This window comes from Nocardioides sp. NPDC127503 (assembly GCF_040302165.1).
Taxonomy (GTDB): domain Bacteria; phylum Actinomycetota; class Actinomycetes; order Propionibacteriales; family Nocardioidaceae; genus Nocardioides.
In genome coordinates, this window is record NZ_JBEORH010000004.1 from 1 (window position 1) to 20670 (window position 20670).

The window sequence follows — 20670 nt, forward strand, 5'->3', positions numbered from 1 at the left end:
GCCCCCCCGCCCCCGCCCCGGGCCTGCCGGGGCCCCCCCCCCCCCCCCCCCCCCGACCGGGGTGACGTCTCGGCTAGGGGGTCAGGGTGAGGCCGTCGCCGTTGCGGTCGACGGTGACCTGGCCACCGTCGGTCACCTCGCCACCGATGAGCTTCCTGGCGAGGGGGTCGCCGATGGCGGACTGGATGAGGCGGCGGAGGGGGCGGGCGCCGTACGCCGGGTCGTAGCCGGTCTCGGCCAGCCACTCCCGAGCGGCGGGGGTGACGGAGATCGAGATGCGGCGGGCGGCCAGGCGCTTCTCGAGCAGACCCAGCTGGATGTCGACGATCTTGGTGAGGTCGGCGAGCGAGAGGGCGTCGAACATGACGACCTCGTCGAGACGGTTCAGGAACTCGGGCTTGAACGACGCTCGGACCACCGCCATGACCGACTCGTGCTTCTCGTGCTCGTCCATGACCGGGTCGACCAGGAAGTTCGAGCCCAGGTTGGAGGTGAGGATGAGGAGCGTGTTGCGGAAGTCGACCGTACGGCCCTGACCGTCGGTCAGACGACCGTCGTCGAGCACCTGCAGCAGGATGTCGAAGACCTCGGGGTGAGCCTTCTCGACCTCGTCGAGCAGCACCACCGAGTAGGGGCGGCGCCGCACCGCCTCGGTCAGCTGACCACCCTCGTCGTAGCCGACGTAGCCCGGAGGCGCTCCGACCAGCCGGGCGACCGAGTGCTTCTCGGCGTACTCGGACATGTCGATGCGTACGATCGCGCGCTCGTCGTCGAAGAGGAAGTCGGCCAGCGACTTGGCGAGCTCGGTCTTACCGGTGCCGGTCGGGCCCAGGAAGAGGAACGAGCCGGTGGGGCGGTTGGGGTCGGCGATGCCGGCGCGCGAGCGGCGCACCGCGTCGGCGACGGCGGTGACGGCGGATTTCTGCCCGATCAGCCGACGTCCGATGACGGACTCCATCTCGAGCAGCTTGGCCTGCTCGCCCTGGAGCATCTTGCCGGTCGGGATGCCGGTCCAGGCCTCGACGACCTCGGCGATCTGCTGGGCAGCGACCTCCTCACCGACCAGCCGGTCGGTGACGTTGTCCTCGTCCTCGGCCTCGGCAGCCTCGGCGATCTGCCGCTCCAGCTCCGGGATGCGACCGTAGAGGATCTCCGAGGCCTCCCCCAGCGAACCCTCTCGCTGGAGCCGCTCGGCCTCGCTGCGCAGCGCGTCGAGCTGCTTGCGCAGGGCACCTTCGCCCTCGAGAGAGGCCTTCTCCTGCTCCCAGCGCGCCTCCAGCCCGCGCAGCTCCTCCTCCTTGTCGGCGAGCTCCTTGCGCAGCGCCGCGTGACGCTCGAGCGAGGCGTCGTCGGACTCCTTGGAGAGTGCGAACTCCTCCATCTTCAGCCGGTCGACGGCGCGCCGGAGCTGGTCGATCTCCTCGGGAGACGACTCGATCTCCATCCGCAGCCGGGAGGCGGCCTCGTCGATCAGATCGATCGCCTTGTCGGGCAGCTGCCGGCCGGTGATGTAGCGGTCGGACAGGGTCGCGGCGGCCACCAGAGCGGCATCGGTGATGCGGACACCGTGGTGCGCCTCGTACTTCTCCTGGATGCCGCGCAGGATCTGCACCGTGTCCTCCACCGACGGCTCGCCGACGAAGACCTGCTGGAAGCGGCGCTCCAGGGCAGGGTCCTTCTCGATGCGCTCGCGGTACTCATCGAGCGTGGTCGCACCGATCATGTGCAGCTCACCGCGCGCGAGCATCGGCTTGAGCATGTTGCCGGCGTCCATCGCGGAGTCGCCGCCGGCGCCCGCGCCGACGACGGTGTGCAGCTCGTCGATGAAGGTGATGACCTGCCCCTCGGCGGCCTTGATCTCCTCCAGGACGGCCTTGAGCCGCTCCTCGAACTGGCCGCGGTACTGCGCACCGGCGACCATCGCCGCCAGGTCGAGCGACAGGAGGCGACGGCCCTTCAGCGAGTCGGGTACGTCACCGGCGATGATCCGCTGGGCGAGCCCTTCGACGACGGCCGTCTTGCCGACGCCCGGCTCGCCGATGAGGACCGGGTTGTTCTTCGTACGCCGCGAGAGCACCTGGATGACACGGCGGATCTCGGAGTCACGGCCGATGACCGGGTCGAGCTTGCCGCGCTCGGCGGCCTCGGTGAGGTCCTGGGAGTACTTCTCGAGCGCCTCGTAGGAGTCCTCGGCGTCCTGGCTCGTCACCCGGCGGTTGCCGCGGACCGCCTTCAGCGTCTCGCGCAGCCCCTTCTCGGTGAGCCCGGCCTTCTTGAGCACCTTCTGCGCCGACGACTCGACCGTGGCCAGCGAGATCAGCAGGTGCTCGGTGGCGGCGTAGTCGTCCTTCAGGGACGTGGCCAGGGTGATCGCCCCGGCCAGGACACGGGTCAGCCCACCCGAGGCAGCGGGCTGCTGCACCGTGGACCCGCTGGCGCGCGGGAGCCCGGCGAGATCGGCGGCCGCCGCTCGCGACAACTCCTCGGCGTCCACACCGGACTTGGTGACCATCGACGTCGCAGTGCCCTCGTCCTGCTGCAGCAGCGCGGCCAGCAGGTGGATCGGCTCGGTCGTCGTGTTGCCCGCCGTCGTGGCGGCGAGCTGCGCGGCCTCGATCGCCTCGCGAGCCTTGGTGGTGAACTTGTCTGCCGAAAACTGGCTCATCTGTGTCTGCTCTCCTCCTGGGGACGCACCTGAGTCTGCCGCGAGTGCCTGTCACCCGCATCTATCTCAACACAACCAAAGTTGAGTCTGTTCCACTCAACTTTGACATTTATATATTGCGGCGGCGGACCAAACGATCGGGCACACTCCTCACGTGGACTCCCGAGGCGCGCTACGCGACCAGCTCGCCGCGCGGCAGCGCGAGGTCCTCGACGACCTGCTGGCGGGACGTACGCCGCCGGGGTTCGATGTCGCCGGAGCGACCGCGACGACGCGGGTCCTCCACCACAAGCGCTCCTCGGCCGCCGAGCACGCCGCCCCGGAGCTCGACCTGCTCCCCGACTGGCGCGCCCGCTTCCACGCCTGGGCCGCGCAGCATCCACAGCAGGGCTGCGCCCACGATGACGTACGCGACTTCCTGACCACCATCGGCGCCGGCTGGCTCCGCCTGCACGAGGTCTATGACGGCCGGCGGCGGTGGGCGCTCACCCGGATCGGCGGGCGCCGGGTGCTCACCATCGGTCTCGGCTCGCAGATCTGGCACCTCACCCGCCGCACCTGGAAACGGAGCTCTTGATGAACCTCACGGACGCCTTCGGCATCTTCGTCTTCGTCGCCCTCGGCATCTTGATCCTGGTCCAGGTCGCGATCAGTATCACCCGCGGTAGGCGACGCCGAGGAGCCAGGAGGCGCAGCGGCAGCAGCTCGAGCTCGTGTGGCTCCACCTACGACTCCGGCAACGACCACCATTCGTGCAGCAGCTCCTCCTGCGGGTCGAGCTGCGGCGGCGGAGGCGGCGGCGACTAGCCGCCCTCCCCGACCCGATGATCAGAAGAGGTCGAGGGCGGTGACCTTCCACTGGCCGTCGACCTTCGCGGCCTCGACAGCGATCTGGGCGGCGGAGATCGACGACTCCTTGTCGGTCGAACGCTGGGAGGCCTGGTCCAGGAAGACCAGGAGCTCGGCGGAGTCGGCGTCGAGGGACTTGACCGCGGCGACCTGGACCTCGGCGCTGAGCACGAGCTTCTGACCGGGAGCCTTCTCCTGGAGCTGCTTGAAGAGGAGGTCGTACTCCTTGCGGGCGTCGCCGGCGAGGAACTCGTCAGCGGCGGCAGCGGTCGGCGAAGGGTCGGAGAAGTCGTAGGAGAAGACCTGGAGCAGGCCGGTGGTGACGGCCGACTGCACCTCGGTGGTCGCCTCGGCATCGACGACGGCGCGGTTGCCGACGTGGTCGGTCCTGCGTTCCCGGTCGGCCTGCCAGAACGCGCCGAGTCCCAGGATCAGGGCGAGCGCGGCGAGGAACGGGGCCCAACGGCGTACGAGATGGCTCATGACATGTTCACCGCTACCTGCTCGAGGCTCTCCAGGAGCCAGTCGTCGCCGACCTTGACCAGGTCGGCCGCGAACCTGTTGCGCTTGACTGTCGGCTCGGCGTCCTCACCGGAAGCAGAGCCGTCGCGGACCGTGATCTCGACCGCCGCGATCACGGTCGCGCTGTCGTCGTCGAGCTCGGTCACGGCAGCGTCCATCACCGAGCCGGTCGAGATCTTCTCCTGCTCGGCGAGGACCTTGCGGTCCTCCTCGGAGACGCTGGTCAGCTGGTCGTGCAGGGTCCCGGTGGTGACCGCGGCCCATCCCTTCAGCCCCTCGTCCACCTTCCGGTAGTCGAGCGAGTTGAGGGTCTCGATGTGGCTGGTCGCGACGATCAGCACCCGGTCACGCAAGGCGGCCTCGTCGACCATCTCCTGGTCGTGACCGCTCGCGCGCCACCATGTGAGCGCGCCCGCGACCAGTACGCACAGCGCCACCAGCGGCAGGGCCCAGGTGAGCACCCGATCGCGCCTCGACGGCGGGGGCTCGACCACCTCGACCACCGAGGCCTCCGTTCGTCTCTCCGTTGTCGTGCTCATCGCTCCCCCATCAGTCCGGCGAGCGTGGTGGGGACGCTAACCGTCCCCGGCTCGACTGTCTCCGTCTTCGTGGTTTTCGGCTTTGGCACGGCCTCGCAGCCGGCCGCGGTGTTGAACGGCTTGCCCTTGCTCTCGTCGGTGCCGGCGCGCAGGTCGGTGCCCTCGTAGCCGGAGACGCAGGCGGGCGGGTTGAAGAACGACGGCACCAGGCTCAGCCTCGGCCCGTTGGAGGTGTTGATCGCCCAGCCGATGCTGACCGCCTCCGGCACGGTTACGAAGGTCGACTCGAGCGCGGCCGCGTTCGTCCCGAAGAGGGTCGCGGGTGTGACCAGGTTGCTCATCAGGATCCCGAGCGGCTGACCGACCTCCTTGACCAGCAGCGAGATCTCGGTGGCCGTGCCGGGCGCGGCCCCGATCAGGTCGCGCAGGTCCTTGTCGGAATCAGCAAGGGTGGAGGAGAAGAGCGCGAGGTCGTTGCTCCACGCCTTGATGCTGGTCGCCGACTCCTCCTGGGTCGCGAGCACCTGGTCGGAGTTGCGGATCAGGCTCGCCGAGACCAGGAAGTTGCGGTCGGCCTCCTGCTGGAACGAGAGCGAGGTGTCGACCAACTTCCGCAGGTCGGAGCCGGCTCCCTGGGACAGCAGGTAGGACTCGTCGATCGTCGTCACCAGCGCCTCCTCGGGCACCGAGGCGACGAAGTCACGGCCGGTCTCGATGACCTGGGAGGCGTCGTACGGCAACGCCTCCTCCCCCGCACTCAGCCGGTCGCCGGCGGAGAGCCGGGCGGAGCCCACCGCGCCGCCGCGGAGGTCCAGATACTGCTCGCCGATGGCCGACCGGTTGGCGACCTTCACGGTCACGTCCTCGGGGATGGCGGGGGCGTCGCCCTCGATCTCCAGCACCGCGCGTACGCCGTCGGAGCCTGCTTCCAGCGAGGTCACCTCCCCCACGGGCACCCCGCGGTAGGTCACCTCCGAGTTGACGAAGAGGCCGCCGCTCTCGGGCAGCGAGACGTCGACGCGATAGGGCTCGTCGAGCAGGTCGAGGCCGACATAGCGCGCCCCGACATAGCTCGTGCCCACGAGCGCGAGGGCGACGAAGAGGCCGAGCTTGACGCGTACGCCTCCGGTGAGCCGTTGCATCATTCGCTCCCTTCCACGGAGCCGGCATCGCTCGCCGCGCCCTCCGGCGAGGTCTCGGAGGTCGCCGAGCCCGACTCGATCGGTGACTCAGATGGCGATTCGGAGGGATCGGACGGGGACGACGAGGGCGAGGAAGACCCGGACTCCGACGGATCCGAGGAGGACGAGGACGAGCCGGGATCGGAGGGCAGGATCGACTCCCCCGGGATCGACGGCGAGGACGAGCCCGGCACCGGCGACGTGGTCGACGGCAGCAGTCCGGGCGGTGCGTCCGACGACCCGGACTGGGAGCTGACCGAGCCGCCGGACCCGCCAACGACTGCCGGCTGCAGCCATTCGCAGCCCTTGGACTGGCAGCCGGCAGGAGTACGGAAGTTCGTGATCATGAACAGGTTCATGTAGTCGCCGCGGATCGCGTTGAGCACCTCGTCGGGGAAAGGGTAGGTGAAGAGGATCTCGAGCGCATAGGGCAGGTCGGAGCCGGCCTTGGCGAGCTGGTCGAGGATCGGGTCGAGCAGCTTCAGGTCGGCGACGATGTCGTCCTGGGCCGCGTCCAGGGTGCTGATGGTGACCTTGGAGAGCTTGTCGAGCGCCTCCAGCATGGCGACCAGCTGCGGGCGCTGGTCGACGAGCACCTGCATGCCCGGCGAGAGCCCCTCCAGCGCGTTCGAAATCTTGGTCTTGTCATTCTCCAGCGTGACCGCGAGCTCGTTGAGCGACTCGATCGCCGAGGTGATCGAGGCCGAGCGTGAGTCGAGGACCGAGACGAACCGGTCCATCTCCGACAAGAAGGCCTTGATCTCCTCCGGGCGTCCGTCGGAGATCTTCTGCATCTCGCGGGAGATCTCCTGGAACTGCGCGATCCCGCCGCTGTTGAGCACCATCGACAGGGCCCCGAGCACCTCCTCGACCTGCGCGGCCGCCTCGGTGTCGCCTCGCCCGACCACGGAGCCGTCGCCCAGGGGCTCGCCCGCGACCGGCCTGGCGGGGCGGATCAGCGCGACGTACTTCTCTCCGAGCAGGGAGGTCTGCTGCAGTCGCGCCGTGGTGCCGGCGGGGAGCGAGACGTCGTCCCGGACCACCAGCGACACCCGCGCGCTGCGGCCGTCCTCGGTCAGCCGGATCTTGGAGACCCGGCCCACCGCGACGTTGTCGACCTTGACGCTGGACTGTGGAACCAGATCGAGTACGTCGCTGAACTCGGCGCTCAGCGTGATCGGATCCTCCCCCACGTCGGCGCCGCCGGGCAGCGGGGCCTCGTAGACGCCTCCGCTGACGGCACCGAGGCCGCAGCCGGAGAGGGTCAGGGCGGCCGTGGCCAACACGGCGACGAGCGGTCTCGACAGGCGCGACATCACTGCTCCTCTCCGACACCGGGAAGCAGGACCGGTGGCGCGTCCTCAGAGGTCTGGCCGGTGAGGCCGTCGCCGGACCAGACGCTCAGCTCGTTCAGGTTGGTGCGACCGACGAGGCTGTTGGTCGCCGGGTCGTAGGCGTTGACGTACTTCTGCAGCACCAGCGGGATCGTGGCGACCGCCTCCTCGAGCGACTCGTTCTGGTCGACGAGGACCTGGGTCGGCCCCTGCAGGTTCTCGACGCTGGTGCGCATCTCGCCGCGGTTGTCCTTGATGAACGACTCCAGCAGCGCGAGCGCCTCGCCGAGGTTGCTGACCGCGGAGGCGAGGTCGTCGCGGTCCTCGGCGAGGTACTCGGTGACCTGCGCGAACCGGCGGTTGGCGTCCTCGACCCCGTCGTCGTGCTCGAGCAGGGTCTTGTTGAAGGTGTCGAGGTTCTCCACGGTGGCGAAGAAGTCCTGGTCGATGTCGGCCAGGGTCGCCGATGCGTCGGCGCCTTCCCGGATCACCTGGTTGATGTCGGCGCCCTGCCCGTCGAGGTTGGCCGCCATCACCTCCAGGAACCGCGAGAGCGCGCCGTTCTTGTTCGCGCCGTTGGGACCGAGCTGATCGCCGGCCTCGGTCAGCGAGGCGTAGAGGTCGTCGATCTCGACCGGCACCGCGGTCTCCTCGATGACCGTGCCGTCGCGGAGCTCGGGCCCGTCGACGTACGGCTCGGTGAGCTGGACGAAGCGGTCCGAGACCAGCGTCGGGGCGACGATCACGGCCTCGGTGTCGGCCGCGGCGGTCTGGCCGGGGTCGAGGGTCATCGAGACCTTCACGTGCTCGCCGGCCGGGGTCACCGAGGTCACCTCGCCGACCGGAACGCCGAGAATCTGCACGTCGGAGCCAGGATAGAGGCCCACGGAGGCCTCGAAGAGCGCGGAGAACGTGGTCCCCTTCCGCCCCTCCCGGATCCCGTACGCAGCACCCCAGCCGATAACGCCGACGGCGGCGATCACGAGGAGCCCAGCGATGAGCCGTCTCATCTCGTCCCTCCCGGCTTGCAGTCGCGCTGGGCGTCGTTGTCGAGAATCGGCGCGTTGTTCTCGTCGAAGAGGCCGCAGCCGTAGACGTCGATCCACGGACCGTTGCTCATCGAGGCGCCGATCACCCGGTAGAAGGCGCCGATCTGCGAGAGCGCCTTGTCGAGGTGGTCCTGGTTGCGCTGCAGGATCTCGGAGACCTGGTCGAGCTTCTTCAGGGCCGGCTGGAGACGCTTCCGGTTGTCCTCGACCAGGCCGGTGACCTGCTTGGCGAGGTCGTCGGTGTAGGTGAGCATCTGGTGGATCGCCTGGCGGCGGGCGGCGAGCTCCTCGAGCAGCTTGTCGCCGTCCTCGATCAGGAGCCCGATCTCCTCGTTGCGCTCGGCGAGGGTGCCGGTGACCTCGGTTGTCGTCCTCATCAGCTCGGCCAGCTCCTGGTCCCGCGAGGAGATGGTGCGGGAGAGCCGGGTGAGCCCGGAGACCATGCCGCGTACGTCCTCGGGGGTGTCCTCGAAGACCTCCGAGAGGGCGTCCATCGACTGCTCGACCTGGGCCATGTCGATCTCCCCGACGGTGGTGGAGAGGTCGGAGAAGGCGGCGTTGACGTCGTAGGGGGTCGTGGTCCGGGAGACCGGGATCGGCTCGCGGAGACGGCCCGAGCCGCCCGGGTCCAGGGCGAGGAACTTGCGTCCGAGCAGCGTCTTCACCTTGATCGACGCGGTGGTCTGCGAGCCGAGCGAGACATCCTTGGCCCGGAACCTGATCAGCACCTTGTCGCCGTCGAGCTCGAGCTCGGAGACCTCGCCGACCTTCACCCCGGCGACCCGCGCCTCGTCGCCGGGACGGATCCCGGCGGCCTCGGCGAAGTAGGCCTCGTAGGTGTCGCCACCGCCGATGACGGGGAGGTCCTCGGCGTAGAAGGTGGCGAAGAAGACGCCGGTCATGGCCAGGATCCCGACCACGGCGATGACGATCTTGTTGCGTTCGGCGAACGACTTCGGATAGCGGGCCATCATTGGCACCTTCCTGCCGGCGAGTCCACACCGAGGTCGCCGTAGTAGCCCTCGGGTTTCGGGATCCGCCCGTCGATGGAGCAGATGTAGAAGTTGAGCCAGCCTCCGTAGGTGGCCATCCGGCCGATCTGGTCGGTCTTCTGCGGCATGGTGGTCAGGAACTTGGTCAGCGCCTCGTCGTTCTCGGCGAGGTTCTCCGAGACGTCGCCGAGCGAGTCGATCGAGTCGCGCAGCGGCTCGCGGCCCTCCTCCAGCAGCCCGGTGACGCTCTGGGAGAGCTCGCCCATCCCCTCGATGGTCGAGCCCAGCGTCTTCCGGTCGGCGGCCAGTCCGGAGACCAGCCGCTGCAGCGTCACCAAGGTGGTGTCGAGCATCCCGGTGCGCTGGCTGACCACCTCGAGGACCGAGTTGAGGTTGGTGATCAGGTCGCCGATCACCTGGTCGCGGTCGGCGAGGGTCGAGGTCAGCGACGCCGTCGAGGAGAGCAGCGACTCCACCGTCGCCCCCTCGCCCTGGAAGACGGCGATGATCTGGGCGCTGAGGTTGTTGACGTCCTCGGGATTCAGGAACTTGAACAGCGGCTGGAAGCCGTTGAACAGCATCGTCAGGTCCAGCGCGGGCTGGGTCTCGTCGAGCTCGAACGTGTAGCCGGCGCGCAGCGGCTCGCCTCCGGGCGAGCCTGGTTCGAGTGCGATGTAGCGCTGCCCGATCAGGTTGCGGAACCGCAGCTCCGCCCGGGTCCCTTCGACCATCGGCGCCGACTCGGCCGCGGTGAAGACGACCTCAGCGGTGTCGTTGTGGCGCAGCCCGATGGACTGGACGGTGCCGACCTTCACCCCCGCCATCCGCACGTCGTCGCCCTTGTTGAGGCTGGTCACGTCGGTGAAGAGCGCCGTGAACGTACGCCCCGACGAGGTCGATCCGTTGGAGATCGTCGTCGCCAGCGCCGCCATCGCGAGCACGGTCACCAGCGCGAAGACCACTGACTTGGTGAGCGTCACCGCGACCGAGCCGCCACTGTTGATCCTCATCGCACGATCACCTCCGTGCCTCGCAGGGTCGGGCCGAGCAGCAGGCTCGACCAGGTCGGATACTCATCAGGTGCCAGGCCTTCCGCTGGTGCCATCACCTCGGCGATCAGCTGGTTCTCGCCCTTGGAGTTCTGCTCGCCGAGGCCCGTGGTCGCACCGAAGGTGCGCACCCGGTCCGTCGGTGGTGCCTCGATCCGCTCGGCGGTGTCGGCCGTCCCGGTGACGGCCGGCTGGCTGCCGGTCTGGCCGGTGACGTACGGGCATCGGGGGCCGCCGGTGCGCAGCTTCGGGACGTAGCCGGAGGGGTAGGGCTGCCGGATCTCCGAGACGCTGACCAGCGCATGGAAGCCGGGCTCGTCGGTGCCCTTGCCGAGGTTCTTGGCCATCGCCGGCGCGTAGTCGCGCAGGGCGCTGAAGAGGCACGGGAAGGAGGAGGCGTACGGGCTGACCGCGCGGAGCGCGTCGCGCGAGGTGTCGGAGAGCACCACGATCGTCTCCCGGTTGCGCTCGAGCCAGCGGTCGGTGTCGGCAGCCGTCGTGGTCACCGAGCGGAACGTGTCGGCGAGCTGTCTCTGCTGGTCGACGAGGGTCTCGGCGGTCACCGTCATGGTGTCCAGCGCGTCCAGCAGATCCGGCGCGGCTTCCTCGTAGTGGCCCGCGACCCGGCCGAGCGCGGCGAGGTCGTCGGCCATCTGCGGGACCAGCGGGTTGAGCTTCCTCAGGTAGTCCGCCCACGACGAGAAGACCTGGCCGATGTCGTCGCCGTTGTCGCGCAGCATCGTGGCCAGCTCGCTCAGCGTCGCGTTGAGCTTGTGGGGCTGGATCGCCTTGAGCACCGGGAGCAGCTCGTCGAGCACCTGCTCCAGCTCGACCGCCTCGTCGGAGCGGTCCTGCTCGATGGTGCCGCCGGCCGCCAGCACCGGCCCGCCCGGCGTCGGCTGCAGCGCGACGTACCGCTCGCCGAAGAGGGTCTTGGGCAGCAGCCGCGCGGTGGTGTCGGCGGATAGGTCGGAGAGTACGTCCGGCTCCAGCGCCAAGGTCAGCTCGGCGCCGCCCTCGCGGGCCGACACGGTGCGGACGGTGCCGACCGGCACGCCGCGCAGCTTGACATCGGAGCCCACCTGGAGCGCGTTGCCCAAGGTGCCGGTGGTCAGCGTGACCTCGGAGCGGTCCACGAAGGTCTGGTCGTAGGCGAGCCAGGCGCCGAGCGCCACCGCAGCGACCACGGCCAGGTAGCACAGGCCGAGGAAGGCGTCGCGAAGCCTTGAGAGCGTCATCCCGCGATCCTCACCGTCGTCGTCGCGCCCCACATCGCCATCGAGAGCGCGAGGTCGAGCAGCGCGACGACCACGATGGCCCGCCGCACCGATCGCCCGACCGCGATCCCGACCCCCGACGGCCCGCCGGTGGCGTAGAAGCCCAGCCGGCAGTGGATCAGGATGATCAGGATCGAGAAGATCAGCACCTTGCCGAAGCTCAGCAGGATGTCGATGGGCGGCAGGAAGAGCTGGAAGTAGTGGTCGTACGTCCCCGCCGACTGCCCGTGGAAGTAGACCGTCACGATCCGCGACCCCGCGTAGGAGGTCAGCAGCCCGACGACGTAGAGCGGGATGATCGCCACGAAGCCGGCGACCACGCGGGTCGAGACCAGGTAGGGGATCGTGCCCAGCCCCATCACCTTGACCGCGTCGATCTCCTCGTTGATCCGCATCGCCCCGAGCTGGGCGGTGAACCCGGCGCCGACGGTCGCCGACATCGCCAGGGCCGCCACCAGCGGGGCGATCTCGCGGGTGTTGAAGTAGGCGGAGATGAACCCGTTGAGCGTCGATGTGCCGATCTGGTCGAGCGCTGCGTACCCCTGCATGCCGACGACCGTGCCGACGAAGATGCTCATCCCCGTCATCACCCCGATGGTGCCGCCGATGACCGCGAGCGCGCCGGTGCCGAAGGAGACCTCGGAGAGAATCCGGAGGATCTCGCGCGGGTAGTGCCGGATCGCTGACGGGATCCCGACCAGCACCTTCCCGTAGAAGCGGATGTCGCGTCCGGTCTGCACCAGCCCGTCCAGCGAGCGGTCCAGCCGCGACCGCTTCTTGACCACGTCAACGGTGGCCATGTCAGGCCCCCTTCCCGGGAACGAGCTCGAGATAGAGCGTCGTGATCACGAAGTTGACGAAGAAGAGGAGCAGGAAGGTGACGACGACCGACTGGTTGACCGCCTCCCCCACCCCCTTCGGCCCGGGCTTGGTGTTGAGCCCCTGGTACGCGGCGACGAGACCGGCGATGAGCCCGAAGAGCACCGCCTTGAGCTCGCCCACCCACAGGTCGGAGAGCTGGGCGAGGGCAGTGAAGGAGGAGAGGTACGCCCCGGGCGTCCCGCCCTGGATGATGACGTTGAAGAAGTAGCCGCCGAGGACGCCGACGACGCTGACCAGGCCGTTGAGCAGCACCGCCGCGAGCACGCAGGCGAGCACGCGTGGCACCACGAGCGCCTGGATCGGATCTACCGCGATCACCCGCATCGCGTCGATCTCGTCGCGGATCGTCCGGGATCCCAGGTCGGCGCAGATCGCCGCTCCACCGGCCCCCGCGATCACCAGCGAGGTCACGATCGGCGCCGCCTGCTGCACGACGGCGAGCACCGAGGCGGCGCCGGTGAACGACTGCGCCCCGATCTGAACCGTCAAGGTGCCGAGCTGCAGCGCGATCACCGCCCCGAACGGGATCGCGACAAGCATCGCCGGGATCCAGGAGACCGAGGTGACGAACCAGAACTGGTCGAGCAGCTCGCGGGCCGCGAACGGCCTGCGGAACGGCGCCCGGAAGGTGTCCAGACCCAGCGCGAAGAGCGCCCCGACCTGGTCGAGCCCGCGGCTGACCGGGTCCTTGGTGCGGACCGCTGCAGGCGCTCGGTCGACCTCGTCGTCATCGGCGGTGTAGAGCGTCGCGGCTCCGCTCGCGACCCGGTCCGCGTGCCGCGAGGCACCCTCGCGAGGTGCGCCGCTGGCCGGGGCGAGCTGGCGCGGCAGCACCTCGATGGCGCGGGCGCCGGCGCGTACGGTCGCCACTCCCCCGGACGGGTAGTAGGCCTCGCCCTCGACGTAGTCGTCGTTGACGCCGTGGTCGGTCTCCTCGCTCATCCCGATCGGCCCGATCGGGTCGCCGCTCATGAACTGGGAGACGACCGGGTGGTCGGTGAGCAGGAACTCCTCGCGCGGGCCGTACATCACCAGGCGCCGGCGGTAGAGCATGCCGAGGTTGTCGGGCAGCGTACGTGCCAGCTCGATGTTGTGGGTGACCACGAGCATCGTGGCGTCGGTGGCCGCGTTCACGTCGACCAGCAGCTGGGCCAAGTTGGCCGTACGCACCGGGTCGAGCCCCGAGTCGGGCTCGTCGCACAGGATGATCGAGGGCTCGGTGACCAGCGAGCGGGCCAGACCGGCGCGCTTGCGCATCCCGCCGGAGATCTCGCCGGGCAGCTTCTGCTCCTGGCCCATCAGCCCGACGAGGTCGAGCTTGTCGCATGCGATCTGCTTGATCTCCGACTCGCGTTTCTTGGTGTGCGCGCGCAGCGGGAAGGCGACGTTGTCGAAGACGCTCATCGAGCCGAAGAGCGCACCGTCCTGGAAGAGCACCCCGAACCGCTTGCGCAGCTCCTGCCGCTGCGACTCGCGCGCCTTCACCATGTCGACCCCGTCGACCAGGCAGATCCCGGCCTCCGGCCGCAACAGCCCCATCAGCGACTTCAGGAACACCGACTTCCCGGTGCCAGACGGTCCCAGCAACGCGGTGATCTCGCCCTGCGGCAACGTGAGGGTCACGTCGCTCCAGATGTTCTGGGACCCGAAGCTCTTGGTGAGCCCGGTGACCTCCACGGTTCCGCCCATCGCGGGACCTCCTGATCTGCCGTTGTGGGGTGTGCTTCCGATCCGGGACAGTACGTGTGGCCCCGGTCACACGGGAGAGGAAATCGAGGCGCCCGACAAATGCGGGCCGGGTTTTGTCATGCGCATGACAAATCGACCCCGTCGGCGACCGGATCAGGCCGCGGGCTGACTCGGTTCCATGCCGTGACCGCTGACCGCGAGGAGGACGCTCGCGGCGAAGTCAGGGTCGGTGATCAGGCGCGGGCCGAACAGGTCGATGAGACGCTTGATGCGGTTGTCGAGCGTGTTCGGGTGGACTCGGAGGCGCGCCGCGACCTCCTTCTGGCCGTCATGAGCCACGAGCCACGTACGAAGCGTCTCGATGAGGACGGCGCGACGCCGCTCCGGGACGGAGCGGAGGGGCCGGAGGAGGTCTTCTCGCAGATGCTGCAGCAGTCGCCGGTCCGACCGCGCGAGCAGCACGAACCGGTAGCGCGAGCAGTCGATCTCGTCGCCGGAGGGGATGCACTGCTCGGCGTACAGCTCCAGGGCGCGGTCGACCCAGGCGAGTGCCGACGGAGCGTCGGCGATCCCCACCGGCCAGGTGAAGGCGACCGGGCTGCGGCGGGTCAGGCGTTTCAGCTCGTCGAGTACGCCCGCCGCCGCGTGCACCGGCACGACCACGGTCGCCCTGGTGCCCTCCAGCCGAACGAGCGCGACCGAGCGCAGCTGTGGCGAACCACCCTCGACGATCTCGACCTCGGTTCCGAGGACCACCACTCGATCGGACAGCGGCCACCCGACGCGGCTCGCGATCGACTCCACCTGCGCCGGGTGCGCGCCGCCGAGGACCAGGTCCACGAGACGTCGGCGCAGGTGAAATGGATCGGACGAGCGCCGCCGGATCTCGCGTCGGTAGCCGGCGACGACAGCCTCCATCAGCAGGTCCATGTAGGCCAGCAGCGCGTAGGTCAGGCGCGCCGCCGACTCATCGCGACGGTCTCCTTCGGCCAGCTCGCCGAGCATCTGCCGGGCGGCATGGGTGGCGACGTCGAAGGCCGCATGCATCGCATCGAGCGGCTGCCCTTCGGCGGCCACCCCCGATCCCAGATCGGCGAAGAGCCCGTCGACCCTTCCGGGCACGACGGGCTCCTTGTTGACCACTGCCACGAACTGACTGACCGCGGCATCGGCCGCGCCACTGATGATCCGGCCGCGTCTCCCGTCTGACGGCCCCGCGTACGCCATGACCTGCCGCTGGATCCGGCTGCTGATCGTGCGGGCCGCCGTCATGGCTACGCGGTCGTCCAGCGGCACGCTGGCCGCCGAGCACATGTCGAGTCCGATTCTGGCCCTCAGCCGTCGGGTCTCACCGCGACTCGGCATGTTCTGCAACGCGCTACCCGGAACCATTGCTGCCTCAACTTCACTCGTTGGTCGTCGGCAGATCAGGAGCGGGCGGGATCGTGCATCCGCCGTCTCGCCATTGCTCGATCGTCGTTCCCGGCGGGGCCGTTGTACCGCTGGGAAGCCCAAGGGGACCGCAACCGGTGGGGCCGGTGACGCGAATCCGAACGGCGTTGCCGGGGCCGGATATCGATGCCGTCAGCAACGGCGCGAGGTCGTCGCCCGTAGTGGTGCGGCAGCCGTCGAAGGCGCCGACCTCCAAGGTGCCCTCCAACAGCCCGCCTGCGCCGGCAGTGAAGTGGCCGGACTCCCACAGCGGGTTGCCCACACTCGGGTCGTCCTCGCGATAGCCCTTGCCACGGACCCGGAGCCGGGCAGGCTCCTGTGTCCGACACGCCCCAGCGAAGCTGATCCGTCGCCCATCTATCTCGAGGCTGTTGACCCGGACGTAGAGACCCTGGTTCAGGGTCGAATCGTAGTATCTGCTCACTCCAACCGCGTTGGTTCCGGGGCGAAACAGAACGACCTCGCTGCTCCTCAGCAGGATGGATTCGGGAGTGCCGTCGGCCGCCCGTTCCTGCTCGAGCTGAATGGTTGCCTCGACGGGCACCGCACCGAACGAGACAGTGCGGACCAGGATCTCCGGCGAGATGCCGTAGTTGTGCGCCGATCCCGGTGGCGAGACGAGGTTGACCATCGAACCCGCGACCCAGCACGACTTGAACTCGTCGGGACATTCTCGTGCGAATGCCTCCGGGTCGTCCGTATCGGGGAAGTCCGTCGCCGGATCGGCCGGAGCCCTGCGGTGGTTCTCGGTCCAGATCGGTGCCGCCGCGGACATCAACAGGTCGCCGGTGCGGACCCACTGGCGCTGACGCGACACCTCAGATATTCCCGACTGAGTTGCGCCAGACCACCAGCCGGCAGCCAGCCACTCCTGGCCGAGGCCGTACGCCGGTAGAGGCGGGTGCCCCGGATGGGACTCGTCTGCACCCTGCCCCGGAAGAGCTGACGCCAAGCAGATCGCTGCCCCGAGGGCAGCCGCTTGGGCGAGTCGGACTCGCCATCGTTTCGTCATGGCCCGACTGTCGCCCAGCGCCCTCGCGGTCGGCAACCGAACGGCTCGCCCCCAGCACCCAGAGCGCCAGAAGTTGTGACCTGCGTTACAAGTTTCTTCTGGCGATCCGCCGACGGGTGGCGCCCGGCACCACTGTGAAAGGGACGGCCGCGGCAGAACTGGCGATCGATACGACGTCAATTGTGACTCAGCCACAGATTCGGGCCATCGGCGACGAAAACTTCCCGCTTCCGGTCGACGCGAGGCCGTACGCCACGTCTGAATGAGCGAGTCCGAACCCATCCCCAGGAGGATCCATGAAGCTCATGAAGCTCGGCGTCGCCACCGCGGCTCTCTCCAGCCTCGCCTTCGCCGCCCCCGCCATGGCCGCACCGCCCTACGACGTTCTCGTCGGCGGCAACAGCGCCGACGCGGACTACCCGTTCACCGGGACGGCAGCGCCCATCGACTTCACCGCCCACGGCTCCGTTTTCGACGTCGAGATGGACTGCGCACAGTCGGTGGCAACCGGCACCGTGCACGGCGGTCCTGGACAGTCGGGAGCCAATGTCGCCACCATCGCCAACACCACCTGGACCGACTGCACCGGGCCCCTCGGACTCGACATGACCGTCGAGCACATCGGCCAGTGGCAGCTCAACGTCACCGACACCACGGTGACGGGTCCGCCGGCCGCGGACGCCGCGGTCGAGGGCAACATCTCCAGCGTGGGTGCCTACGTCCACGCGACCAACGACGAGGCCGGGTGCGCCTTCACCGTCTCGGGAGTGGCCGATGGCCACTTCGATGAGGTGAACCAGGATCTCGTCGTGGCCGAGGACGGCCTGGGCGCCGGCGACACGCTCACCATCTCGGTCGCGGGCGGCGGGTCAACCTGCAGCGGCCTCATCGCTGACGGTGACACCGCCAGCTTCGGTGGCACCTTCGGCGTCGCGACCAGCGGCGCGATCGACATCACCGACGGCGCCTGAGTCGAACAACCCATCGCGGAAGTGGCGCACTCTCCCTCCCCGGTGCGCCACTTCCGCCTGTATCCAGCACCTCGATCATCACCGAAGGACACACCATGAGAACCATCCTCCGCAGGTCGCCGCTTCGCCGATGGAGTCCGCTCGCGGCCATCGGCGCTGCCGCGGCACTCCTCATGCTGAGCGCCACCTCGGCGCAGGCGGCCACGCTCACGTTCGGCTACGACGCCTCGGGCAGCACCCACATCGCCAGCACCGACTCGACCGTCGCCCTCGGGCCGACCCAGCTCATCACCACGGTCGACATGACCACCGGCGCCTTCACCGGGTCGATGGAGCTGCCCGGCAGCCGTTCGTCGTTCAAGGTCGCCGGGTTCATCCCGGTGACCGCCGACGTCTCCTTCGAGCCGGTGACCCCGGTCTCGGGGACCCTGACCCCGCACCCCGAAGGCGGTGGCCACGTGGTCCAGGCGAGCACGTCGTACGACATCCGTCTCTCCAACATCGACATCGCCGGGTTCCCGACGTTCACCGGGTCGCACTGCCGCACCATCGATCCGGTGGCGATCAACCTGGCCACTCCCGCCGATGAGCGGTTCCAGCTGTTCTCCGGCGGCAACGTCTCCGCGACGTACGACATCGGCGACTTCGAGCACTGTGGTCTCAACACCTGGCTGATCAACCTGCTCGTCCCGGGGGACGGCAACACCCTGAGCTTCGCGCTCAGCAACGGTCAGGTCATCCCGTAGTGACCCGCGACTGAACCACGTACACAGTCCGCCGGGCGGCCACACGGCCACCCGGCGGGCTTCGCCCTTTCGGCCGCTCAACGGCACAGGCGTACCGAATTTCGGGGGCACGCCAAGCAAAGACGTGCCATGGTGGTCGATACCTTCTCGGGCATGTTGGACGAAGGAGTTTGACGTGCGACGGAGCACGAGATGACGCAGACCCATCAGTCCCCCGGGCTCCCCGGGTCCGCCGTGTGGATGCTGAAGAGCCTCGAGAACGAGGTGCGGCCGATCGCGCGCAAGATCACCCGCCACCTGCGCGAGGGGCTGCCGGCCGAGACCGAGGGCTTCGAGGAGCTCATCTTCACCGCCGTCCACGGCGCGATGTCGCACTTCATCGACCTGGGGCTCGGACGTTCGGCGCCCTACATCGCGATCGACGACCACTTCCGCAAGGTCGGCTTCAAGGTCGCCGCACTGGGCCAGGACCGGGCCATCGTCGACCAGGGCATCCACATGGCCACCACCGAGCTCTGGGACGAGCTGCGCCGCCGGGCGGTCGAGAACGAGCTCTCCGCCGCGGCGCTGAACGCGCTCAACGAGATGATGACGACGTACGTCGAGCACCTGACCTCGCAGGTCAGCAAGGGCTTCGAGGCCGGCACCGAGGCTCGGGACCAGGACAACGCCGTCGCCCGGGCGCGGCTGATCGACCGGATGCTGTCGGGCGCCTCCGCCGACGAGATCGAGGTGCAGGCGGCGCTGGGCGACTGGGCGCTGCCCGAGAAGGTGACGGTGATGGCGGTCGAGCTGCGTGACGGGGGCCGGATCCCCTCCGACGCCCTGTCGGCCACCGCCCTCACCCGTCGCCGCGAGCCGACCCAGGTGGTGATGTGCCCGCCTCGCGACACCGCGGCGGTGACCAAGGAGGTACGGGCAGCTGCGCCCAAGGCGCGGGTCTCGATCTGCTGGCCGGTGCCACCCGAGGACGTACCCGCCGCCTGGCGCTGGGCCAACCGCGCCCTGGCGCTGGTCAACGCCCGGGTGATCCCGGCCAAGCCGGTCATCAACTGCCTCGCCTACCGCACCGAGATCTGGCTCCACGCCGAGCCGGTGATGCGTCGCCAGCTCGCCCAGGAGCTGCTCGAACCGCTGCTGGCCGAGTCGGCCAACTCCCGCGAGATCCTCACCGAGACCCTGCTGGTCTGGCTCGAGACCCGGGAGAGCGCCCCGGCGATCGCGGCGGTCCTCGGCGTGCATCCGCAGACGATCCGCTACCGCTGGAAGCGGATCAACGAGCTCTTCGGAGAGTCCCTGCGCGACCCCGAGTTCGTCACTCAGCTCCTGCTGCTGCTGAAGGCGAGCGTGCCGCTGTGGGTCGCCGGCGACCAGAGCGACTTCGACCGCTATCAGCAGCAGACCGGCTGATCCGGAGCCGCTCATGGAGATGTTCGTTCTCGTGGCCGGTGCTGTCGCTGCGTACGTCCTGGGATTGGCGTTTCCGCGGGTCGTGGCGGGCTGGGCCGGGCGCCGGCGCGGGATCGAGTCGGTGCCGCGGTCCTCGTGGGCGGTCGCCGCCCGGGTCGACACGGTGGTGCTCGACCGGTGGGGAACGGTGACCACCGGGCGGCTCGTGGTGACCACCGTCGACCCGCTCGACCCGGATCATCTGCGCAACCTGCGCTGGTTCGCGGGGGCGCTGGAGCACGAGGCCGAGGGCCCGCTCGCCCGCGCGGTCGCCCGGCTCTCCGCGCGCGGCAAGGTCACCGACTTCGGTGTCGTTCCCGGATCGGGGGTGCGGGGGTCGGTGGACCGGCATCCCGTACGCGTCGGGCGGCCGTCCTGGGTCGGCATGGCCGAGCGCACCGACCGCGGCACCGTCCTCGGCGTCGAGCTCGACGGGCGGCCGCTGGGCTATCTCGTGGTCGGCGACCAGCCGCGCGAGGACGCGGGCGCGTCGGTGTCACGGCTGACTGCCGCGGGAGTGACGCCGGTGCTGGTCTCCGACGACACCGACCGCGAGACCGAGCACCTTGCCGAGACCTGCGGGATCGAGCGGTGGCACTCCGAGATCGCCCCCGAGAAGCGGGAGCGGTTCGTCGCCGAGCTGCAGGAGCAGGGGCAGGTCGTCGCGTTCGTGAGCTCTCGCCCCGAGGACGCCGAGGCCCAGGCGGTGGCCGACCTGGCCGTGGGCGGGAGCTCCGGCGTACGCCTGACGGATCTCGACGTCCGGCGCGTCGCCGAGCTGATCTCGCTCGCGCGCGGGGCCGTCGCGGGTCGTCGCTGGGCCGGGCCGGTCGCGCTGGCGCCGGCGGCGATCGGGGCGGTGCTGGCGATCCTGGGCGCCGGCTCGGTCGTGATCGCCGCGGGGTGCGCGTTGCTCTGCCTGGTGACGGCGGCCGTGGCCGGGGCGGTCCCGGTGGCGAGGTCGGGAAACTTGTCACGTACGTGAGTAGTTTCGGGGATTCTCGGCCCGGAT

The 20670-nt window shown here is 69.3% G+C and carries 19 protein-coding genes; 6 read left to right on the forward strand and 13 right to left on the reverse strand.

What is annotated here, in order from left to right; translation table 11 throughout:
- Window positions 1-73 precede the first annotated feature (73 nt).
- A complete protein-coding gene (gene clpB, locus ABTW65_RS09990) occupies window positions 74-2665 on the reverse strand; it encodes an ATP-dependent chaperone ClpB (protein WP_350659903.1) in 2592 nt (863 codons plus the stop codon).
- 154 nt (window positions 2666-2819) lie between these two features.
- Here clpB and ABTW65_RS09995 point away from each other — a divergent pair, with 154 nt between their 5' ends.
- Together ABTW65_RS09995 and ABTW65_RS10000 are read left to right on the forward strand one after the other, a co-directional pair.
- A complete protein-coding gene (locus tag ABTW65_RS09995) occupies window positions 2820-3242 on the forward strand; it encodes an SCO6045 C-terminal-like domain-containing protein (protein ID WP_350659904.1) in 423 nt (140 codons plus the stop codon).
- Window positions 3242-3472 carry a hypothetical protein gene (locus ABTW65_RS10000; RefSeq protein ID WP_350659905.1) on the forward strand — a complete coding sequence of 77 codons (231 nt, stop codon included), beginning with the start codon at window positions 3242-3244 and terminating at the stop codon, window positions 3470-3472. The genes ABTW65_RS09995 and ABTW65_RS10000 overlap by 1 nt, the downstream gene beginning before the upstream one ends.
- Before the next feature lie 21 nt (window positions 3473-3493).
- Here the strand turns inward: ABTW65_RS10000 and ABTW65_RS10005 are convergent, their stop codons facing one another.
- The 12 genes from ABTW65_RS10005 to ABTW65_RS10065 all read right to left on the reverse strand — a co-directional run bounded on the left by ABTW65_RS10005 (window position 3494) and on the right by ABTW65_RS10065 (window position 16111).
- Entirely contained in the window at window positions 3494-3997 is a 504-nt protein-coding gene (locus tag ABTW65_RS10005; protein WP_350659906.1) for a hypothetical protein, read from the reverse strand.
- Window positions 3994-4575, reverse strand: coding sequence for a hypothetical protein (locus ABTW65_RS10010; protein WP_350659907.1), 582 nt, complete (start codon window positions 4573-4575; stop codon window positions 3994-3996). The genes ABTW65_RS10005 and ABTW65_RS10010 overlap by 4 nt, the downstream gene beginning before the upstream one ends.
- Window positions 4572-5717 (reverse strand): MlaD family protein, encoded by a 1146-nt coding sequence (locus tag ABTW65_RS10015; RefSeq protein ID WP_350659908.1) that lies wholly within the window; start codon window positions 5715-5717, stop codon window positions 4572-4574. Before ABTW65_RS10015 ends, ABTW65_RS10010 begins: the two co-directional genes overlap by 4 nt.
- A complete protein-coding gene (locus ABTW65_RS10020; RefSeq protein WP_350659909.1) occupies window positions 5717-7072 on the reverse strand; it encodes an MCE family protein in 1356 nt (451 codons plus the stop codon). The genes ABTW65_RS10015 and ABTW65_RS10020 overlap by 1 nt, the downstream gene beginning before the upstream one ends.
- Window positions 7072-8100 carry an MCE family protein gene (locus ABTW65_RS10025; protein WP_350659910.1) on the reverse strand — a complete coding sequence of 343 codons (1029 nt, stop codon included), beginning with the start codon at window positions 8098-8100 and terminating at the stop codon, window positions 7072-7074. Before ABTW65_RS10025 ends, ABTW65_RS10020 begins: the two co-directional genes overlap by 1 nt.
- Window positions 8097-9110, reverse strand: coding sequence for an MCE family protein (locus ABTW65_RS10030; RefSeq protein WP_350659911.1), 1014 nt, complete (start codon window positions 9108-9110; stop codon window positions 8097-8099). The genes ABTW65_RS10025 and ABTW65_RS10030 overlap by 4 nt, the downstream gene beginning before the upstream one ends.
- Window positions 9110-10141 carry an MCE family protein gene (locus ABTW65_RS10035; protein ID WP_350659913.1) on the reverse strand — a complete coding sequence of 344 codons (1032 nt, stop codon included), beginning with the start codon at window positions 10139-10141 and terminating at the stop codon, window positions 9110-9112. Before ABTW65_RS10035 ends, ABTW65_RS10030 begins: the two co-directional genes overlap by 1 nt.
- Window positions 10138-11418 carry an MCE family protein gene (locus ABTW65_RS10040; RefSeq protein ID WP_350659914.1) on the reverse strand — a complete coding sequence of 427 codons (1281 nt, stop codon included), beginning with the start codon at window positions 11416-11418 and terminating at the stop codon, window positions 10138-10140. Before ABTW65_RS10040 ends, ABTW65_RS10035 begins: the two co-directional genes overlap by 4 nt.
- Entirely contained in the window at window positions 11415-12257 is an 843-nt protein-coding gene (locus tag ABTW65_RS10045; protein ID WP_350659915.1) for an MlaE family ABC transporter permease, read from the reverse strand. Before ABTW65_RS10045 ends, ABTW65_RS10040 begins: the two co-directional genes overlap by 4 nt.
- 1 nt (window position 12258) lies before the next feature.
- Window positions 12259-14028: an ABC transporter permease gene (locus ABTW65_RS29415; protein WP_502890556.1), complete on the reverse strand. Its 1770-nt coding sequence runs from the start codon at window positions 14026-14028 to the stop codon at window positions 12259-12261.
- 153 nt (window positions 14029-14181) lie between these two features.
- The gene (locus ABTW65_RS10060; RefSeq protein ID WP_350659916.1) at window positions 14182-15324 is read right to left on the reverse strand and encodes an RsbRD N-terminal domain-containing protein; all 1143 of its coding nucleotides are present in this window, start codon (window positions 15322-15324) and stop codon (window positions 14182-14184) included.
- A gap of 109 nt (window positions 15325-15433) precedes the next feature.
- Window positions 15434-16111, reverse strand: a complete 678-nt coding sequence (locus tag ABTW65_RS10065) for a hypothetical protein (protein ID WP_350659917.1) — start codon at window positions 16109-16111, stop codon at window positions 15434-15436.
- A 677-nt stretch (window positions 16112-16788) separates the two neighbouring features.
- On the opposite strand from ABTW65_RS10065, the gene ABTW65_RS10070 reads away from it, so the two are divergent.
- From ABTW65_RS10070 to ABTW65_RS10085, 4 genes are all read left to right on the forward strand, one after another.
- Window positions 16789-17463 carry a hypothetical protein gene (locus ABTW65_RS10070; protein WP_350659918.1) on the forward strand — a complete coding sequence of 225 codons (675 nt, stop codon included), beginning with the start codon at window positions 16789-16791 and terminating at the stop codon, window positions 17461-17463.
- 95 nt (window positions 17464-17558) lie between these two features.
- A complete protein-coding gene (locus ABTW65_RS10075; protein WP_350659920.1) occupies window positions 17559-18209 on the forward strand; it encodes a hypothetical protein in 651 nt (216 codons plus the stop codon).
- 192 nt (window positions 18210-18401) lie between these two features.
- The gene (locus tag ABTW65_RS10080; RefSeq protein ID WP_350659921.1) at window positions 18402-19619 is read left to right on the forward strand and encodes a PucR family transcriptional regulator; all 1218 of its coding nucleotides are present in this window, start codon (window positions 18402-18404) and stop codon (window positions 19617-19619) included.
- Between the two features lie 13 nt (window positions 19620-19632).
- Entirely contained in the window at window positions 19633-20643 is a 1011-nt protein-coding gene (locus ABTW65_RS10085; RefSeq protein WP_350659922.1) for an HAD family hydrolase, read from the forward strand.
- The last annotated feature ends 27 nt before the right edge of the window (window positions 20644-20670 follow it).